The 19,226-nt window shown below is 43.5% G+C and carries 15 protein-coding genes and 1 other RNA gene; 4 read left to right on the top strand and 12 right to left on the bottom strand.

From position 1 onward, the window contains the following. Positions 1 to 216 precede the first annotated feature (216 nt). Positions 217 to 1,830, bottom strand: a complete 1,614-nt coding sequence (locus BU200_RS02770; protein ID WP_075098713.1) for a ribonuclease Y — start codon at positions 1,828 to 1,830, stop codon at positions 217 to 219. A 532-nt stretch (positions 1,831 to 2,362) separates the two neighbouring features. Between BU200_RS02770 and BU200_RS02765 the strand changes: the two genes are divergently transcribed. After that, positions 2,363 to 2,845, top strand: a complete 483-nt coding sequence (locus BU200_RS02765; protein WP_075098712.1) for an S-ribosylhomocysteine lyase — start codon at positions 2,363 to 2,365, stop codon at positions 2,843 to 2,845. 61 nt (positions 2,846 to 2,906) lie between these two features. On the opposite strand, the gene BU200_RS02760 is transcribed toward BU200_RS02765, so the two are convergent. The 7 genes from BU200_RS02760 to BU200_RS02730 all read right to left on the bottom strand — a co-directional run bounded on the left by BU200_RS02760 (position 2,907) and on the right by BU200_RS02730 (position 8,177). After that, the gene (locus BU200_RS02760) at positions 2,907 to 3,293 is read right to left on the bottom strand and encodes a hypothetical protein (RefSeq protein ID WP_075098711.1); all 387 of its coding nucleotides are present in this window, start codon (positions 3,291 to 3,293) and stop codon (positions 2,907 to 2,909) included. A gap of 11 nt (positions 3,294 to 3,304) precedes the next feature. Beyond that, positions 3,305 to 3,952: a hypothetical protein gene (locus BU200_RS02755; protein ID WP_075098710.1), complete on the bottom strand. Its 648-nt coding sequence runs from the start codon at positions 3,950 to 3,952 to the stop codon at positions 3,305 to 3,307. Between the two features lie 283 nt (positions 3,953 to 4,235). Then, a complete protein-coding gene (locus tag BU200_RS02750; RefSeq protein ID WP_075098709.1) occupies positions 4,236 to 5,630 on the bottom strand; it encodes a cell division site-positioning protein MapZ family protein in 1,395 nt (464 codons plus the stop codon). Positions 5,631 to 5,632: 2 nt separating this feature from the next. Next, a complete protein-coding gene (locus tag BU200_RS02745; protein WP_075098708.1) occupies positions 5,633 to 6,796 on the bottom strand; it encodes a THUMP domain-containing class I SAM-dependent RNA methyltransferase in 1,164 nt (387 codons plus the stop codon). Between the two features lie 51 nt (positions 6,797 to 6,847). Beyond that, positions 6,848 to 7,215: RNase P RNA component class B (gene rnpB / locus BU200_RS02740), an RNA gene on the bottom strand. 17 nt (positions 7,216 to 7,232) lie between these two features. Continuing rightward, positions 7,233 to 7,565 (bottom strand): cell division regulator GpsB, encoded by a 333-nt coding sequence (gene gpsB / locus BU200_RS02735; RefSeq protein ID WP_075098707.1) that lies wholly within the window; start codon positions 7,563 to 7,565, stop codon positions 7,233 to 7,235. Between the two features lie 72 nt (positions 7,566 to 7,637). Next, the gene (locus BU200_RS02730) at positions 7,638 to 8,177 is read right to left on the bottom strand and encodes an SLOG family protein (protein ID WP_075098706.1); all 540 of its coding nucleotides are present in this window, start codon (positions 8,175 to 8,177) and stop codon (positions 7,638 to 7,640) included. Positions 8,178 to 8,242: 65 nt separating this feature from the next. Here BU200_RS02730 and recU point away from each other — a divergent pair, with 65 nt between their 5' ends. The 3 genes from recU (at position 8,243) to rsmG (ending at position 12,521) form a co-directional block, all read left to right on the top strand. Continuing rightward, a complete protein-coding gene (gene recU / locus BU200_RS02725; RefSeq protein WP_075098705.1) occupies positions 8,243 to 8,863 on the top strand; it encodes a Holliday junction resolvase RecU in 621 nt (206 codons plus the stop codon). Further along, positions 8,832 to 11,015, top strand: a complete 2,184-nt coding sequence (pbp1a, locus tag BU200_RS02720; RefSeq protein ID WP_075098704.1) for a penicillin-binding protein PBP1A — start codon at positions 8,832 to 8,834, stop codon at positions 11,013 to 11,015. The genes recU and pbp1a overlap by 32 nt, the downstream gene beginning before the upstream one ends. Before the next feature lie 792 nt (positions 11,016 to 11,807). Beyond that, positions 11,808 to 12,521 (top strand): 16S rRNA (guanine(527)-N(7))-methyltransferase RsmG, encoded by a 714-nt coding sequence (rsmG, locus tag BU200_RS02710; RefSeq protein WP_075098702.1) that lies wholly within the window; start codon positions 11,808 to 11,810, stop codon positions 12,519 to 12,521. 872 nt (positions 12,522 to 13,393) lie between these two features. Here the strand turns inward: rsmG and trhO are convergent. The 4 genes from trhO to BU200_RS02690 form a co-directional block, all read right to left on the bottom strand. Next, the gene (gene trhO, locus BU200_RS02705; protein ID WP_075098701.1) at positions 13,394 to 14,380 is read right to left on the bottom strand and encodes an oxygen-dependent tRNA uridine(34) hydroxylase TrhO; all 987 of its coding nucleotides are present in this window, start codon (positions 14,378 to 14,380) and stop codon (positions 13,394 to 13,396) included. A 233-nt stretch (positions 14,381 to 14,613) separates the two neighbouring features. Further along, positions 14,614 to 15,603 (bottom strand): lipoate--protein ligase, encoded by a 990-nt coding sequence (gene lplA, locus BU200_RS02700; RefSeq protein WP_075098700.1) that lies wholly within the window; start codon positions 15,601 to 15,603, stop codon positions 14,614 to 14,616. Between the two features lie 147 nt (positions 15,604 to 15,750). Next, positions 15,751 to 17,505, bottom strand: coding sequence for a dihydrolipoyl dehydrogenase (lpdA, locus tag BU200_RS02695; RefSeq protein ID WP_075098699.1), 1,755 nt, complete (start codon positions 17,503 to 17,505; stop codon positions 15,751 to 15,753). 179 nt (positions 17,506 to 17,684) lie between these two features. Continuing rightward, positions 17,685 to 19,073, bottom strand: a complete 1,389-nt coding sequence (locus BU200_RS02690; RefSeq protein WP_075098698.1) for a dihydrolipoamide acetyltransferase — start codon at positions 19,071 to 19,073, stop codon at positions 17,685 to 17,687. Positions 19,074 to 19,226: the final 153 nt, after the last annotated feature.

Genomic DNA, 19,226 nt, shown 5'->3' with positions numbered 1-19,226 from the left:
AGCCTTGTGAAAGAATAGGAATTTAGCAAGGTTTGGTTGGGAGTAAATATCAGAGGGCAGTCAATAAATGACTTTAGTTGAGCCAAGTTAAGGCAAAGGAAAAATCTTCCAATGTCCCCTAACCACCCAGAAAGCAACAAAATGCCTAGTTCATTAGAGCAGAGAGGAAGTAAAAATTGAGAGGCAAGGACCTCTTGTCCCAGCCTCTTTAGTTTCTTATTTAGCAACTTCTGTCGCCCGTGTTTCACGGATAACGGTCACCTTGATATTGCCTGGATAGTCGAGATTGTTTTCAATCTTTTCGCGCACATCATGAGCCAGAATAGTGATTTTATCATCATTGACAATCGCTGGATGGACGATAATCCGAATTTCGCGTCCCGCTTGGATAGCATAGGCTTGCTTGATCCCATCAAAGCTATTGGCAATCTCTTCCAAATCTTGGAGCCGCTTGATATAGGCTTCCATGGATTCCCGACGGGAACCTGGACGCGCTGCACTAAGGGCATCAGCAGCTGCTACAATCACCGCAATGGTACTGGTCGCTTCCACATCACCATGGTGACTAGCAATGGCATTGATCACTACTGGATGCTCCTTGTATTTACGCGCCAATTCAGTTCCAATCTCCACATGGCTACCATCTACCTCACGGTCAATGGCTTTTCCTATATCATGCAAGAAACCTGCGCGCCGCGCCATTGTGACATTTTCACCCAGTTCTGCCGCAAGCACACCCGCCAATTTTGCCACCTCGATCGAATGACGAAGCACATTTTGACCATAAGATGTCCGGAAGTGCAAGCGCCCCATAGTCTTAATCAAATCTGGATGTAGGTTTGGCGCTCCAATTTCATAGGCAGCTGCCTCCCCATATTCCCGAATACGATGATCCATCTCTACGCGGTGCTTTTCAACCAACTCTTCGATACGAGCAGGATGAATCCGACCATCTTGCAACAAGGCTTCCATGGTCATACGCGCAATTTCTCGGCGGATCGGGTCAAAACCAGACAAGACAACCACTTCTGGTGTATCGTCAATGATCACATCAATTCCAGTCAAACTTTCAAAGGTTCGAATATTGCGACCCTCACGTCCGATAATACGCCCCTTCATGGTATCGTCTGGAAGATGAACAGATGTAATGGTTTGCTCTGCTACATACTCGCCTGAAATCCGTTGCATGGCTTGGGCGAGTAGATCCTTTGCTGTCTTATCTGCCCGCTCCTTAACTTCCCGCTCTGCTTCCTTGATACGCGTCGCAATCTCATGCGCCATCTTATCCCGCGTGTCGGTTAGAATCAAATCGCGTGCTTCTTCTTGAGTAAGCGAGGCTACCCGTTCCAATTCGAGAGCCTTTTGTTCTTCTAGTTTTGCAACCTCTTCTTCGCGCTCTTCAATGTGTTTAGACTTATCTGTTAGGGACTGCTCCTTTTGTTCCAGAGCTTTTTCTTTATTTGTTAAATTATCGTCTTTACGGTCCAAGCTGCTTGCACGTTCTGTCAAGCGCACTTCCGTTTGTTTCAATTCTTGTCGTTCTGACTTAAATTCTTCCGCAATTTCTTCACGATATTTTCGAGCGTCTTCTTTCGCCTCTAAAAGCAATTCTTTTTTCAAGGTCTGACGGTCACGTTCTGCAACCACCATGATATGGTCGGCTTCCCGCTCTGCCTTTCCGCGAATATTACTTGCTTCTTGTTCAGCGTTTAAAAGTGTCAGTTCTGCAGCTTCTTTTGCAGCTTTCATTTTTAAAGAAATCGCTAGATAACCAATAACTAAACCAATGAGAGCGGAAACAAGGGCAGCACCAATAGACATTGCTGACATTTTTCCACCTCTTTTTATTTATTATAGTCAAATGAATTAGCTTTCAAACAAGGAACTAAGACGCAGACCATACTGGAGTACGGCAAGTCGAAAGTAACAATGTAGCAAAGTTCATTCAAATGACCATAGATTCAAAAAATCCTCTTTCATTCTATCATATTTCAAACCATTTCACAATGTCAAAGTCAAAAAATCCACGCCAAGAAACATGAAAATACCATTTTCAAATATTGTTACAGAAAGGAATTTTTCCCTATAAATATTTACTTTTAAGCCTTGTTACCAATCTGACAACTAGATCCAGAGCATGACCCAAGCCCCAAAGACTACTGATATCATTTCAGCCTGCCCCACAACAAATCGTGCTAACAATGTATCAGTCAAATGACTTCTTCGGACTATCGAAGATAGGAAATCATTCTCTATTCTCCAAACTCCTACTAAAAGGGAACTAGGCTTTTCATTCCAACATCTTTCCTGCCTTTGTCATGCAAAAATATGGTATAATCAGGATAAGAAAAGGAGGATTTTTATGACCAAAGAAGTGCTTGTTGAGAGTTTCGAACTTGACCACACTATTGTCAAAGCGCCCTATATCCGCATGATTTCAGAGGAAACCGGCCCTAAAGGGGATGTGATTTCAAACTACGATATTCGTCTGGTTCAACCCAATGAAGATGCTATTCCTACCGCAGGTCTCCATACCATTGAGCATTTACTGGCGCTGCTGATTAGAAAACGCATGGATGGTTTGATTGACTGCTCACCATTCGGTTGTCGGACAGGTTTTCACATGATTATGTGGGGACAGCATTCCACCACCAAGATTGCCCAAGTCATCACATCTTGCTTAGAGGAAATCGCAGAGGTCACGACTTGGGAAGATGTACCTGGAACGACGATTGAATCTTGCGGTAACTACAAGGATCACAGCCTCTTTTCTGCCAAAGAATGGGCAAAACTCATCCTATCTCAAGGCATTTCAGACGACCCATTTGAACGCCACCCAGTCTAATACTCGCAAAAAAACTCTGGAAAACCCAGAGTTTTTTCTATCATCTTTCGACCATACATCCTTAATCTGTTGCTTCAGAGGCTTTTATCGCTTCGATAACTTCCCCGACGGTTGCCGCATCTCCTTCGACAGAGATAATTTCTGTCCCCTCCTCATTCCATGTTGCAACAGTAAAGGTCTCCTTTGTTTCCACATCACTACTAAAGAAACCACCATTCCACTCAATGATAGGAGCTTCAGGAGACAGCTTTTGGAGGTGCTCCAGAAGATAGGGATCTTCGCCCGACTGATATTGTTCAACCAAGGCACGGACTGTCCTATTCTCACTACTTGCTTCAATAGCAGGTTCACCAGAAACTTCTCTTGCTTTCAGGTTTCCTGACAAGGAAATCATGGCACCAGCTACAATAAATAGGAACGCCCCTAGCACTAACAATTTTTTCTTCATAACTTTTTCTCCTAGTAATTATAGACTACATAACCCGATCCTGGAATTGGGTTATAAGTATAGAAAAATAACCAAGACCCGTTACCGTTGACATATTGTTGACGATTCGCTTCAATCTTAGCTCTACCAATAGATTGCCCACTCTGATACGTCTGATAAGCTTCCCATTCATTCCCGACAACGCCACCATCTCCATAAGTTTCCCAAAGTAACCAAGTACCTGTGCCGTCTGCCGCCCTAAACTTAGCTTCCGAGAATCTCCAACCTTTTGCAGAAAATGGATTTGAGCGATAGTGTTGTTTAAGTTGTAGAATTTTAGGATTTTCCACGGCTTTACGTGGAGAAGCTGACCTAAAACCAATATAAGAGGATACAAACGCATCTAACGAAGTATCCGTTTGTTCTCTAGTTAAATATTCTCCATAAGTCATTAAAATACCACCGTTATTCTGAACTGTTTCAGGGTCAAACTCAGAACTTCCATCATCATTTGCTATGTATCCTCCTTCTGGTAGAACCTGTACAATTTGACTTTCTGAAGGAGGAACTATATCTGGAAGTTCTACATTTTCTTTAGGAGTTGCTGCACTAACAGCTGTATTGGCTAAAGCTAAAACTATCAGCGCTCCCAATGACGATAATAAACGTAATTTTTTCATGGCAAATGCCTCCTTTTTTATTTATAGTTCTACTGTATCACAAAATGAAAAAAATACAAGTCTATTTTTTAAAAAATATTTGTGTTATAATAGTAAAGTTAGAGCTTTTAAAAAGAATAGCTTCTGACTCCTTCCACAAGGCTTCATTGTGGAGGGTGTTTTTGAATTTCAAAAAGTATTACCTAATAACCTTCATTAGAAAATGACCAAGGATGGAGTATCTATAACAGAAATCCATCCTTGGTTCTTTTTTGTATTTATGGATGTGTATCCGCAATGAACATCAGTAATCCAAATCGTCTGCGTAGCCTGCACCGTTTCCAACAAAGTAGCCTGTCTTGGCATTCATTGAAAAGAGGTAGGTGCCATCTGGACGGAAGAGGTTATAATAGCCATTTCCGTTGATGATATTGACGCGTTCTAAGATATACTGATAGCCAGACACATAGCCCCGTTCTTGCGAAACGGCAATAATCGTCTCTAAGACACCTGGGTTAAAGGTCCACGCTGGATTGTTCACATCATCAATCTTGGCTTGGTCATAAGGGACACGACTGAGGTGACGTTGCAGAGTGACACCTGCTGGAACCGCGATTCCGTACAGAGGAGCAGTACCAGCACTAGCGCCGTCTGTCTGAACAGCAGGAGCTGTCTGTTCCACACTTGCAGGTGGTGTCGCTTCAGCTACTGGAGCTACTGCATTAGTAGCTGGTGCTGCGCTACTAGCTGTCTGTTGAGAGCGACCGAGATTGATCGCTGCTGTAATGCTAGCATCAACAGCGGAAATACCTGTGGTGGCTGGTGTTAGGTTCTCACCGTCCTTAACCGTTGCCGTGGTATCCAAGTCACCGTCCACAATAATTGGTTTATCAAACTGATTGTTCAAGGATTGAAGAGCCTTAATAGCTGTTTCAAGCTGCTCATACTTTTTCTTAGCATTTTGATAAGCAGATGTCTTCTGACCTATCTTATCCAGCGCCTTTTTCAGTTCAGGTAATTGTCCAAAGGTACTGTTCTTCAACTTGCTCTCTTCCTTATCCACAAAGAAAGTCTCATATAAACGGTTAAAAGCTGTTACAGCCTCATCTTCCTTACTTGAGCTACTGCTCTGGCTGGTTGACTTACTGCTTTGACTGCTTGATGCCGAGGAGGAGGGCGTTTCCTCAACTTTTTCCGACTGCTTCATCCACATAAAGGCGAGTGCAAGAGCAGTAACAAAGACCAAGGCTAATGCTAGCCAAATCGCTAAAGGCTTACGAGAAGATCGCTCCTCCTCTTCTTCAAGATCATTAAAAGGAGCTGTTTCAGGGGCTGGTAGCACTTCTTCCGTGGTAGGAGTTTCTGGAGTGACCTTATGGATGGATAGGGCTTCTACTTGCTCTTCCAGAGCCGTATCCAGAGCGTTTTCGCTCTCGTCACCAACCTCTGCTGCTTCAGCCACATCCTCTGCGGTCAGGACAGGGAGGTTCATCTGCGTCTCATATTTTTCCTGTTCGATCTCTGCCCTGTGTTGCTTGATGTAGCGATCCAAGAGACCATCTTCTTCAGTCACACCCGCCTTGATTTCCTCATGCTTACGGACGGCTTGACCAACGGTCATATTTTTTGCATCTTCAAAATCTAAGATTTTTTCTCCATCACTTGGGAGACCATCATTCTTTTCTGTATTCTTTACCATGTTTATTCCTGCTCTTTCACCACTCGCTTGACGCGCTGTCCAAAAAATTGATAAAGGTCAACCTTTAAGGTCCCGTTGTATAATTTCCGTTTTTTATCTGCCTGACTGCCATAGCGCTGCTCAAATTGCTCGTCACTGGTCAAAATAAACTTAGACCAGGTTAGGAGAGGAGCAAATGTTTCCCCCATTTCACGATAGAGGGTCATGAGTGCCGTATCATCAAGCAGACGTTCCCCATAAGGGGGATTTGAAATGATGACACCATTGATTTTATTCGTGTAGAAATCCTGCAGACGCATCTGCTTAAAGGTAATGTCTTGAGCCACCCCTGCCTCAAGGGCATTTTTCTTGGCAATCTCAATCATACGACCATCAATATCAAATCCTGAAATATCCAAAGTTAGATCCGTCCGAATCGCTCGGCGAGCAGCCTGTCTTTCTCGCTCTACCAAGGCCTGATCAACCCAGTTCCACTCCTCAAAAGCAAAGGAGCGCTGTAAACCGGGAGCCATATTGCGGGCTATCATTGCAGCTTCGATACAAAAGGTTCCTGAACCACAGGTTGGATCGACCAAGGGCTTATCCGGATACCAGTTGGACAACTGCAGAATCGCTGCTGCCATATTCTCCTTGATCGGCGCACTACCTTTTTCAACACGATAGCCCCTCTTAAAGAGGCTAGAGCCTGTTGTATCGATTAAAACCGTTGCTACATCCTTTAAAATCGATACTTCAATTTTAAATTCTGCTCCCACTTCCTGCAAGGGAACTCCTTCTGGACGCGAAAAATGCTTCTGCAACTTCTTAACAACCGCCTTTTTAGAAATGGCTTGGACACTCGGCTCATTGTGCAAGGTTGACTTGACACACTTGGCTTTTGAAATTGGGAACTTACACCCTAGGGGCAGATACTGATCCCAGTCCAAGGCAAAAACACCTTGAAACAGTTCCTCAAAGGTCTTGGCCTTAAAACTGCCGACTACAATCTTAATCCGGTCAGCTGAGCGAAGCCAGAGATTGGTTTTAATCATCGCCTCGACATCGCCTTCAAAGCGAACGCGGCCATTTTCCACCTGACAGTCATATCCCAGCTCGCGGACTTCACGACCGACAACTGCCTCTAATCCAGCTGCCGCCGTTGCAATAAATGTAAATAGTTTCTTCATGATTCTCCGATAATAAAAGCTAGCAAAGCTAGCCTACCTATATATGCAATTTTCTATAAGCCATGTTTTGTTCCAGTGGTACTAGGCACTACCACCTTCGATAATCATCTGTCTACTGCTTATGCAGTCAGGAAAGTTCGTTCTGTTTCCGACTTTCCCATGCCCCGACCAAAATTTGGGTTGCTAGCTTGAGGGGTTTACCGCGTTCCACTTTTTATGTTTCCATAAAAACTCCGTCACTGTGGCACTTTTCAGACCTACTCGAACATATCTTGCGACTTAGCTCTTTCAATCGCCGTAACGCATTGCTACGTCCCTAGGCTTATTGGTTCGCCTAGCACAAACACTACCGGCATCACAGCCGGTGCTAGCATGGACTTTCCTCATGGTAGATTCCTACCATGCGATTATCCAAAAATTGCAAAGACTTCACCTATTAGTTTTCTTGGGCAATATGCTTGCCAAAGACTTCCTTCTCTAAACGATTCAAGCGACGTAAAATATCAAAGTTCGTCGCTGAAGATGTCCGCTCTGTTCTCAAGGTGTCAGAATCTTCCAATCCCGATACAGCGACACGGGGGGTATTTGCCATCTGTGCTTTCAAGCGGGCAATCTCACCTTTCAACTCTTTGATGATGGCTTCGTAAGCATCATAATCTTTCATGATTTCATCTAGGAAATCATTTACCTCATCTTGCTCATAACCACGGAAACCGATTTTAAAGTCTTGTTCAAAAATATCTTTTGTCGTAAATTTAATACTTGCCATTTCTACACCTCTACCTTCTAAAACGTCATTACCTCTATTATATGAAAAAATATAGGGAAAAATCAAGTCATATTACTCAATTTCTTCAAAATTTTCAGCCACCTCATTTAAACGTTCAAAAGTAAGCGCTTTTCTAGTATACTCCTCATTTTTTAACATCAGATGATAGAGATATTTCAAATTTGTTTCATTTTCGGGATCGTAGAAAAGGTAAGCTCCATCTGTATTGTCCAACAAAAATTGATTGTAGATCCGAAATTGGCTCGGATTCTCATAGCGAGGATAGGTCATTTTTACAAAATCAACCGACTTGAAATGGGCTAATTTTATCTGATTGACTTCATTCCAGTTCTCGCCATGATTTTCAAACAAAAAGAGGGTCGCAATCTGAAAGTCGTAGCCCTCTTGCCGCAGGTCTCGCAACTCCTCTAAACACCAGTATTCAAAGCCTAGATTGCCTGTCAGAATGAACCACTCTACCCCCTCTTCCAAGAAGCGAATAAGATCCATCCGAATGGCTTTTTTAATGATGGAAAGTCGGGGATCCTTGTCTGAAAAAATCCCCAAATCGGTGTGGCGATAGCCTGTTATCAATATCCGACCAATGTGCATTACTTGAACTCTTTTCTTATCTTGTGATATAATATAATGATTTTATTTTATCAAGAAGGAGTTCTATGGTCAATTATCCTCATCAGGTTAGAAAAAAAATCAGTAGAACCAATTCACATTCTTCTCTTCGGCAGGTGAACTTTGCCAATCGCGGTATGTCTTTTGAAGCCGCTATTAACGATAGTAACAACTACTATTTAACCCATGGTCGTGCTGTGATCCATAAAAAACCGACCCCCGTACAGATCGTGAAAGTAGACTACCCCAAAAGAAGCCGAGCGAAAATCGTTGAGGCCTACTTTAGGCAAGCATCTACAACCGACTATTCAGGGGTTTATCAAGGTCACTATATTGACTTTGAAGCTAAGGAAACACGGCAAAAAACATCGATGCCCATGAAAAATTTTCACGCGCATCAGATTGAACATATGGATCAAGTCCTGCAACAGAGAGGAATTTGTTTTGTACTCCTTCACTTTTCAACACTGAAAGAAACCTATCTACTTCCTGCTTCTGCCCTAATTCATTTTTATCGGGTCGAAAGCGGAAAGAAATCCATGCCGATTGCCTACATTCGTAAGCATGGCTTTAAAATCGAGATAGGGGGTTATCCCAGCCTGCCCTACTTAGAAGTTGTTGAAAAAAATTTATTAGGTGGTGATACTTTTGAAAAAACCAAACCTTAAAAAAATATGGGTCGTTTTCGCCAACATTGCTCTGGCCAGCTTCATTTGTCTCTTTATCGCAGTCTTATCACTGGTGATCTACTATGTCAAATCTGCTCCAACCCTAACAGAAGAAGCACTGACAGCTACTGTCTCCAGTAAAATCTACGACAAGGACAATAATCTGATTGCTGATTTGGGATCAGAAAAACGCTCCAATGCAAAGACGTCGGAAATTCCAAAGGATTTAGTCAATGCGATTGTTGCGATCGAAGACCGTCGTTTCTTTGATCATCGTGGAATTGATGTCATTCGAATTGCAGGCTCCTTTATCAATAACTTAAAAGGAGGGCACCTCCAAGGTGGCTCCACTCTGGATCAGCAGTTTATCAAATTAACCTATTTCTCAACGTCAAGCCATGACCAGACCATTAAGCGAAAAATTCAGGAAGCATGGTTGGCGCTCCAATTGGAACGCCGCAACACCAAGCAAGAAATTTTGACCTACTATATCAACAAGGTCTTTATGGCAAATGGAAATTATGGAATGAAAACTGCTGCCAAAGCCTACTATAGAAAAGAGTTAAGGGATCTTACTCTGCCACAGTTAGCGCTCTTAGCAGGCATGCCTCAAGCTCCTAACCAATACGACCCTTACACCCAACCAGAAGCTGCGAAATATCGTAGAGATCTTGTATTACAACAAATGTTAGAGGAAAAATATATTTCCCAAGAACAGTATGAAGGGGCTGTTCTAACGGAGATTACAGATGGTTTACAACCGCTGTCAAATACCTCTGCTTATCCACCTCACATGGATAACTACCTCAAGGAAGTGATCGAAGAAGTTGAGGCAAAGACGGGTTATAATCTCCTGACTACGGGAATTGATGTTTATACCAATGTCGATGTTAACGCTCAAAAACAGCTATGGGATATCTATAACTCTGACACCTATGTCAGCTATCCTGATGAACACTTCCAAGTTGCTTCCACTGTCGTTGATGTTTCAAACGGGCATGTCATCGCCCAGCTTGGCTCAAGAAATCAAGCAAGCAATGTTTCCTTTGGTACAAATCAGGCTGTTGAAACCAACCGAGATTTCGGTTCGACCATGAAACCTATTACAGACTATGCGCCTGCTCTTGAATATGGGGTCTATAAGTCGACCGCCGATTTAATCGTTGACGCACCTTATAACTATCCTGCTTCTAACACACCTGTCTATAACTGGGATCGAACCTACTATGGTTCAATGACCTTAAAAGCAGCCATTCAGTATTCACGAAATGTGCCTGCCGTTAAGACACTAGAAGCAGTAGGTCTAGAGAAAGCCCATAAGTTTTTAAACAGTCTGGGTATCTCCTATCCAGAGCTACTCTATTCAAACTCGATTTCAAGTAACACAACAGATGCCAGCTCTAAATATGGGGCAAGTAGTGAAAAGATGGCGGCAGCCTATGCAGCCTTTGCCAATGGAGGCACCTACTACAAGCCACAATATGTCAATAAAGTGGTCTTTAGCGACGGTAGCACGAAAGAATTTGCTCCTGAAGGCAGTCGCGTCATGACACCCGAAACGGCCTATATGATGACCGATATGATGAAGAGTGTCTTGACTTACGGAAATGGTCTAAACGCAGCAGTTCCGGGGCTTCCTCAAGCAGGAAAGACGGGGACAGCCAATTATACGGATGCGGAAATGGAGACGATCCTTGCCAACAATGAGGCAGCGAATTACAGTTCACTCGTTGTTCCTGACGAAAACTTTGTCGGCTACACAACGCGCTATGCCATGGCTGTCTGGACAGGCTATACCAATCGCCAGACCCCCGTGTTAGACAATGGTATCCCTATCGCAACGGACGTTTACCGGAACATGATGGCCTACCTCAATCCTGTTGACACTGCTACTGATTGGGAAATGCCAAGTGGCGTAAACCTGTACGGGTCCTATCTATATCTGGATGGAAGTTATCCACAGTATACTTATACCCCAAGCACGAATAGCACTCCAAGTAGCTCTACTCCTGTTCCTAGCAGCTCGGATACAAGCTCTAGCACAACGGGTACAACAGAGCCAGCAGTTGAACAGCCACAAACAAGTGCTTCAGCCAGCACCGCACAAGAACAACCTGCACCTATCAATCCTGCACCAAGTTCTTCGCAATAAAACTTAAATTCCTACTCATTGAAAATCAAAACCAAACCTTGATGAATTGCACTCGGACTACGAGCTGTGCAAAAACTGTGCTACCCTTAGCTAGTACAGATATATCTACCCTTAGGAACAATATTCTATCTTCAACTTCGTTTCCCCGCCTTTTCTTGGTTTTCATTGAGTCTCAAATTGACACACTCCCCAGAGCATTCTGCTAGAAAGTATCTGGGGAGTTTTTCTATATATGATTTATCTTTTATAGCCGTTTCGTTTATTTTTAGTACTAGCTCAAACAGTCTGGGGAGAGACTGTTTGAGATGGGAAATGAAGAAAACGAAGTTTTCGTCAAAACAGTCTGGGGAGAGACTGTTGGAGGCGGGAAATGAAGAAAACGAAGTTTTCGTCAAAACAGTCTGGGGAGAGACTGTTGGAGGCGGGAAATGAAGAAAACGAAGTTTTCGTCAAAACAGTCTGGGGAGAGACTGTTGGAGGTCGGAAATGAAGAAAACGAAGTTTTCGTTAAAAGTCGCAGGTAGTACTGGGGTACAGCAAGACGAGTTAACCAAGTAATAAAAATATAAACTAAATGACTATAAACGTAAAAAACATGTGGAAACTATCTCCCCAACAGCAACTAGAAGAACAAGCGAGCAACCATCAGATCCTTGCTGCGACTTCACGGACTAGCTTTGAAATCACCACTAGATTTTTTCACCTACTACCTCATCACTTTCCACAAGAACTTTTTCTCTCAGCCCAAGAGTCCAGACTGCTTTTTTCACCTATTTATGATAAGATAGAACTATGAAACCAGAAGAATTTTATACTACCTTAGAAGCCCAAGGCTACCCTTTAACAGATCACCAAAAAGACCAATTCGCCCTGTATTTTACCCGCCTAGTCGAATGGAATGAAAAGATTAACCTAACCGCTATCGTGAACGAAAACGAAGTCTACCTCAAGCATTTCTACGACTCCCTTGCCCCCATCCTGAAAGGTTGGCTGACCAATGAACCGATCCGCCTGCTGGATATCGGAGCAGGGGCAGGATTTCCGAGCTTACCCATGAAAATCCTCTTCCCAGAGCTAGAGGTAACTATTATCGACTCGCTTAACAAACGAATCCAGTTTCTAACCACCTTAGCCCAAGAATTGGACTTAACACGAGTTCACTTTTATCACGGACGGGCAGAAGATTTCGCCCAAAACAGAGATTTTCGTGCCCAGTTTGATGTCGTGACTGCCCGAGCAGTGGCTCGCATGCAGATCCTACTGGAGTTGACCATTCCCTTTCTCGAGGTCAATGGCAAACTGATTGCCCTCAAGGCCTCCAACGCCGAAGACGAACTGACCCAAGCCAAAAATGCCCTTACCAGCCTCTTTGCCAAAGTCATTGAAAATATAGACTACCCCCTTCCAAATGGAGACCCTCGAACCTTGACTATCGTTGAGAAGAAAAAAGAAACCCCAAACAAATACCCCCGAAAAGCCGGTATCCCTAACAAACGACCGTTATAAAAGATACAAAGCCTGTGAAAAACTCAAAGCGAAAATAGGAAATCTGACGCAGAGTTATCAAACTCTATGAAGATTTATCTTTTTCGCACAGAGTTTAGGGCGTGTTCAATTCTAAGATACGAGAACGTCATAGCCAATTCGCTTTAAAACAGTGTTCTGATGTGTGTTTATTTTACATGCTCAAGAACAGTTTTTCTAATTTCATAATGTGCTTTTTAAAAGTGAAACCACTATAAAAGCACACAGTACACTTCTTCATGTAATAACAGTCACTTCCCTGACTGTTATTACTGTACCTGTAAAGCAGGCATAGCCTGCAACAGCTACGGCAAACTAGGAAATACGACACAGAACATTTAGATGAGAGTTTGCTTCGCAAACTTCTATTTCCCGTCTCAAAAGGTATCCCATACCTTTTGGAGCTAGGAAGATTTATCCCTAAAGGGAGCCACACTTGACACGAGTTGCACTCGTTCTATCTCCAACCTTCCACAGTCTATTCCTAGACTGTAGAAGCCGTATCTGTAATCAGTTAAAACTGGAACAGTTACGTCTCTTTTTTTGCACAGAGTGCCTAATCTGAACTCAATTCCAAGATACTAGGTTCGTTTGCTTTCCAACCTGTACGTAGGGGCAAACCTAACAAACTCCCCTTTAGATACTGACTAGGAAGCTAGCCACGGGCTGACTAACATACAGCAGAGTTTGAATTTGATTTTCAAACATTACGGCTTTCTATGAGAAAAACTGCTCAAAGCCATAATAAAAAGAACACTTCGGATGAGGTGTTCTGCTAAAAATCACTTTATAAGTAAAAAGACACCTCAAGCACTAGAATGGACACTCTAGGTCTTGAGGTGTTGTTTTTAGTTTTAGTGTGCAAGTAGTCCATCGAGGGCTTCGCCGATAATTGCCAAGCGCTCCACGACTTCTTCTTGGGTCAATTGGTGTTCAGCGACATAGCGGTTGCGTGGGTGGATACGGCATTCGTGTGAACAGCCACGGAGGTAGGTATGCTCGTTTTGTTCAGAAGTCAAGATACGGCGGTTACAGAATGGATTGCCGCAGTTGACATAGCGCTCACACGGTGTTCCGTCAAACCAGTCTTTTCCGACTACTACGGGGTCTACATGGTTGACATCAACAGCGATCCGCTCATCAAAGACGTACATCTTCCCGTCCCAAAGCTCGCCACGAACTTCGGGGTCCTTTCCATAGGTCGCAATGCCGCCGTGCAACTGACCGACATCCTTGTAGCCTTCCCGAACCATCCAGCCAGAGAATTTTTCACAGCGGACACCGCCCGTACAGTAAACGACGACACGTTTGTCCATGAATTTTTCCTTGTTGTCACGAACCCACTGTGGTAATTCACGGAAGTTGCGAATATCTGGACGGATAGCACCGCGGAAGTGCCCGAGGTCATATTCGTAGTCATTACGTGTATCAAGAACAACGGTATTTTCATCCAAAAGGGCTTCTTTAAATTCTTGTGGTGAAAGGTAGGCACCTGTGGTTTCAAGCGGGTCAATGTCCGTATCAAAAGCATTGTCCTCTAGCCCGAGGTGAACAATCTCTTTCTTGTAGCGAACAAACATTTTCTTGAAAGCCTGCTCCTCTTCCTCGTCAATCTTGAACCAAAGGTCTTCCATACCAGGGAGGGAGTGGACATAGTCCATGTATTTTTGGGTGGTTTCGTAGTCACCAGAGACCGTACCATTGATCCCCTCATCTGCCACAAGGATACGTCCTTTTAAGCCGATTGATTTACAAAATGCCAAATGTTCCGCCGCAAATTCTTGCGCATTTTCAATCGGAACATATTTGTAATACAGTAAGACACGAATATCTTTTGCCATAAGATTTCTTCTCTCTTTTCTTTCTAAAAATTGTCTGATACTCAAAGAAAATCAAAAATAGACAAGGAAACGCAGTTAAAGGTAGAACTGGCGTTCACCAAGGCAAGTTAACAAAGTATCATTTTGATTTTCACAGAGTATGAATTTACCATCCACGCTCCTATTATACTTCTCCTATACAAGGCAAGGCAATTTATTTGCCCGAAAGTAGATAGGAGCTCTACCCTACTAGACTAAGCCACAATCGCTTTTGCGACTTCTTCTGTCGTCATGCGTGAGAAATAGTGACTTGTATCAATCGTTTGGAGTTTTGCAAGCACATCTGCATATTCATAGCGGGTGCCAACGAGCAATTCCTCAATATCTGCGACATCACCGATTCCAAAGAAGTCCCCGTAAATCTTCATTGATTCGATAATTGATTTCTCTGTCTTCACATAGGTGGTGATCTTCCCTGCAGGATAGCGTACACTGCGCTCTACTGTGTATTCAGGCGTCTGACCGAAGGTCCAATCCCAAGTGCCAAACTGGCTATCACGAATTTCTTGGATTCGAGCCAATTCAGCCTCTGATAAGACATATTCGTCCATATCGGGATATTCCTGCTTCATTTGATTTAAAATGGCATCCTTGAACTCTAATACCGTCATTTTTTGAGGAAGTTCGTTGTTGATATTGGTCACACGCGCACGAACCGACTTAACCCCTTTTGATTCGATCTTATCCTTGCTGACTTTCAAGGCAGCACCCAAGACCGTCATATCAACATCAAAGAGCAGGCAGCCGTGGTGCATCATCCGCCCCTTGGCATAGGCTTGGGCATTGCCACAGATCTTCTTGCCATCAATTTCAAGATCGTTGCGACCTGTGAAATTAGCAGTAACACCCAAGGTTGCGAGCGTATCGATAACTGGCTTCGAGAAGGTCTTAAAATCAAATGCCCCCTCATCAGCCTTGTTGGAAATAATGGTGTAGTTTAAATTGTTCAAATCATGGTATACAGCGCCACCGCCTGACAAGCGGCGAACAATGTGGATACCATGAGCATCTGTGTACTCTTTATTGATTTCCTGAATGGCATTTTGGTGTTTTCCAATAATGATAGCAGGCTCATTGATCCATAAGATAAAAATCTCATCGACATGGGTTAGCTCCTTGAAAGCATAGGCTTCCAGAGCAATATTGTAAGCAGGGTCATTGCTGTTGTTGACAATGTATTTCATCGTATACTCCTCATTTTTCCTTATTCCCTTTAAACACAGTCACCTTATTTGGGCTATTTACTCAACGAACATCCACTCCGTGTGATGTTTAGCAAGTTGTAGCACCATCATGAAAAGAGGCAAATGCCTCTTTTATCATCTTTATTTTTATTTACGTTTTGGTGGATTGTGAATAGCCACTCCCAAGACGTCCAAGAAAGCTTCGTACATCACTTCAGAGAAGGTTGGGTGACCGTGGATAGAAGCTACCACATCATCTACGGTCAATTCTGATTCCATGATCGTAGCTGCTTCATTAATCATTTCAGCTGCTACTGGACCAATGATGTGGACACCGAGGATTTCATGGTATTTCTTATCTGCAATGACTTTGACAAATCCATGTGCCTCGTTTGAAGCAATCGCACGACCATTTCCAGCAAAGCTACATTTACCAATCAAGATATCATTACCATATTGCTCACGCGCTTGGTCTTCTGTCAAACCGACCATAGCAATTTCCGGGTGTGTGTAGACAGCTGCAGGTGTGAAATCCAATTTCGCCTTGTGGTGGTTGCCCTTGATAGCGTTCTCTGCTGCCACCTCACCCATACGGTAAGCGGCATGTGCCAACATCTTCGTACCGTTGACATCACCCGGTGCATAGATACCTGGGATAGAGGTCTCTTGGTAGGCATTCACTTTGATACGTCCGCGATCCATTTCAAGGTTAAGATTTTCAAGACCCGCCAATTGAGGCACACGTCCGATAGAAAGAAGGGCTTTTTCAGATACGATTTCTGAACCGTCATTCAATTTGATAGTCAATTGGTTGTTGGCTTCGATAATTTCAGCAACACCAACAGAAGTCAAGAACTTCATGCCTTTCTTAGAAAGAACTTTTTGAAGCTCAACAGACACTTCACGATCCATACCCGGAATGATACGGTCTGCCATTTCAACCACCGTTACTTCTGTACCGTATGAAGCATATACAAGTCCGAGTTCCACTCCGACAACTCCACCACCCATAACAGTAAGTGTCTTTGGAATTTCACGAAGATCAAGAATATCATCTGATGTCAAGACAAGTTTTGAGTCAATTCCTGGAATGTTGATCCGGGATACTTTTGAACCTGTCGCAAGCACGATACTGCGACCCTTGATTGTTTGACTACCGATCGTTACAGTCTTATCAGGGTTTACTTGACCAAGACCATTGAAAATTGTCACCTTGTTGGCTTTCAAGAGACCTTGTACTCCACCTGTCAATGTCTTCACAACAGAGTTTTTGAAGTCCACCGTCTTATCCATATCAATAGTGTAGTTGGTAGAAGCAAGGTTGATCCCACGACCAGCCGCAATCTTCAAGCCGTCAAGGATTTCTGCATTTTTAAGATAGGTCTTTGTTGGGATACAGCCCTTGTTCAAGCAGGTTCCACCAAATTCTGATTTCTCAACAATGGCAATCTTTCCACCCAATTGAGCTCCGCGAATCGCTGCGTAGTATCCTGCTGGACCTCCACCGACAACAACCATATCGTATTCGTCTGTCGCAAGTTCCGCCGTTGGGGCAACTGGAGCTGCCGCTGGAGCTACTGGTACTTCAAGCCCTGCCGCTTTCAAGTCTGCTGTTGCTTGGGCTACATCTGCTGCTGGGGCTGCGCCTGCATCCACAACTTCACCTTCTGCACCGATATAACCAATAACCTCTGTTACAGGGACGGTTTCTCCATTTCCACGAACGATTTTTAGCAAGATACCAGAATCTTCTGCTTCTAATTCCATGCTAGTCTTATCAGACATCATTTCTAAAATAACATCACCCTCGTTGACTACATCACCTTCTTGTTTTTTCCACTCGATGATTTCACCTTCTTGCATGTCAACGCCAAGTTTCGGCATAATAATTTCAACTGCCATAATTGTTGTTCCTTTCTTAATTTCTTTTATGTCAAGCCAATCTTACTTGAATCTCTATCATTTTCTTTCTACATATCCCTTTTCACGCTCGGATACGAATGCCCTAAGAGATAGTCTTTTTTTAATAGAATCACATCTTATAACTGAACGCGAGCTAAGCACTTGTGCTTTTAACGCTCTTATATCAGTAGTTCCAATGGGTTTTCAAGTAGGTTTTTCAAGTCAACCATGAACTTGGCACCATTCATACCGTCGATAATACGGTGGTCAATGGTTAAGCAGAGTGCCATGATTGGGCGGATTTTGATTTCACCGTCAATCACAACTGGTGTTTGAACAGTTGAAGCAACTCCAAGAATAGCAGAGTTCGGTTGGTTAATGATTGGGTTAAAGGTCTTGGTACCAAACATACCCAAGTTGGTAATAGAGAAGGTAGAACCAGACATTTCTGCCCCTTTCAACTTCCCTGATTGGGCTTTTTTAATCACATCTTTTGAGGCTACAACAAATTCAGAGAGGCTCATCTTGTCTGCACCATGAACAACTGGTACGACCAAGCCGTCATCCAAACCAACCGCAATTCCAAGGTTGACAAATTTGTGCAACTCGATTTCTTGCGCATCATTGATTAGAGAGGCATTCATGTAGCGGTGCTCTTCTTTCATCAGCGTACGGGTAACCGCTAGACCGATCAAGTCCGTAAAGGTCACTTTCAAACCAGTCTTATTCATGATTGGCTCAAGAACCTGCTTACGAAGCGCCATTAAGTTGGTCATATCAATGTCATAGTTAAGCGTAAAGGTTGGTGCAGTAAGGTAAGAGTTGACCATTCCTTTTGAGATTGCCTTGCGCATCGGGCTCATCTTGATGATTTCAACGCCTTCTGGCAATTCTTTAGCTGGTTTTTCTGCTGCCTTCGTTGGCGCTTCTTCTACCGCTGCTGGTTGGCTCGCTGCGACTGCTGCAAGCACATCTTCCTTGAGGATCTTACCATTGACACCTGTTCCAACGAGATCTTCGAGGTTGATTCCCTTATCAGCTGCGATGCGACGGGCAAGTGGACTTGCCTTAGGAGCTGCCCCCTTGAAGTCTTCGACGTCTGACTTGTGGACGCGACCATTTGCACCTGTTCCTGGAACAAGTCCCAGATCAATTCCCAAGTCTTTCGCTACTTTCCGAGCAGCTGGTGTTGCACGAACCTTGCCACCTCCTTGAGGTTTGGCAACTGGTGCAGGAGTAGCCGCAACTACTGGTTCAGTCGCTATCGGAGCGACCTCTGGAGCTGATGCAGGTGCAGGCGTTGAACTGGTTGCCACATCTACACTTTCTCCTTCTGCTCCGAGATAGGCAATGACCTCTGTTACCGGTACAGTCGCACCATTTCCATGAACGATTTTTAGAAGGACACCCGAATCTTCAGCTTCTAATTCCATGCTGGTCTTATCAGACATCATTTCCAAGAGAACATCGCCCTCATTGACAAGATCACCCTCTTGTTTTTTCCACTCGATAATCTCACCTTCTTGCATGTCCACACCGAGTTTAGGCATGATAATTTCTACTGCCATGTAATCTTCCTTTCTGTTTTTTCCATTCTTTTTATACTCTTTGAAAATAAAAACTATCCGTCGTCAACTCTCCTTGATGAACTTCAGTTCTATCATCGGATTCGTTTCCTTGGCTATTTTCGATTTTCTTTGAGTATTAGTTGGAGAACAAGG

This window comes from Streptococcus acidominimus, assembly GCF_001921825.1.
Classification (GTDB): Bacteria; Bacillota; Bacilli; order Lactobacillales; family Streptococcaceae; genus Streptococcus; species Streptococcus acidominimus.
This window is presented reverse-complemented; position numbering and strand designations above follow the sequence as displayed.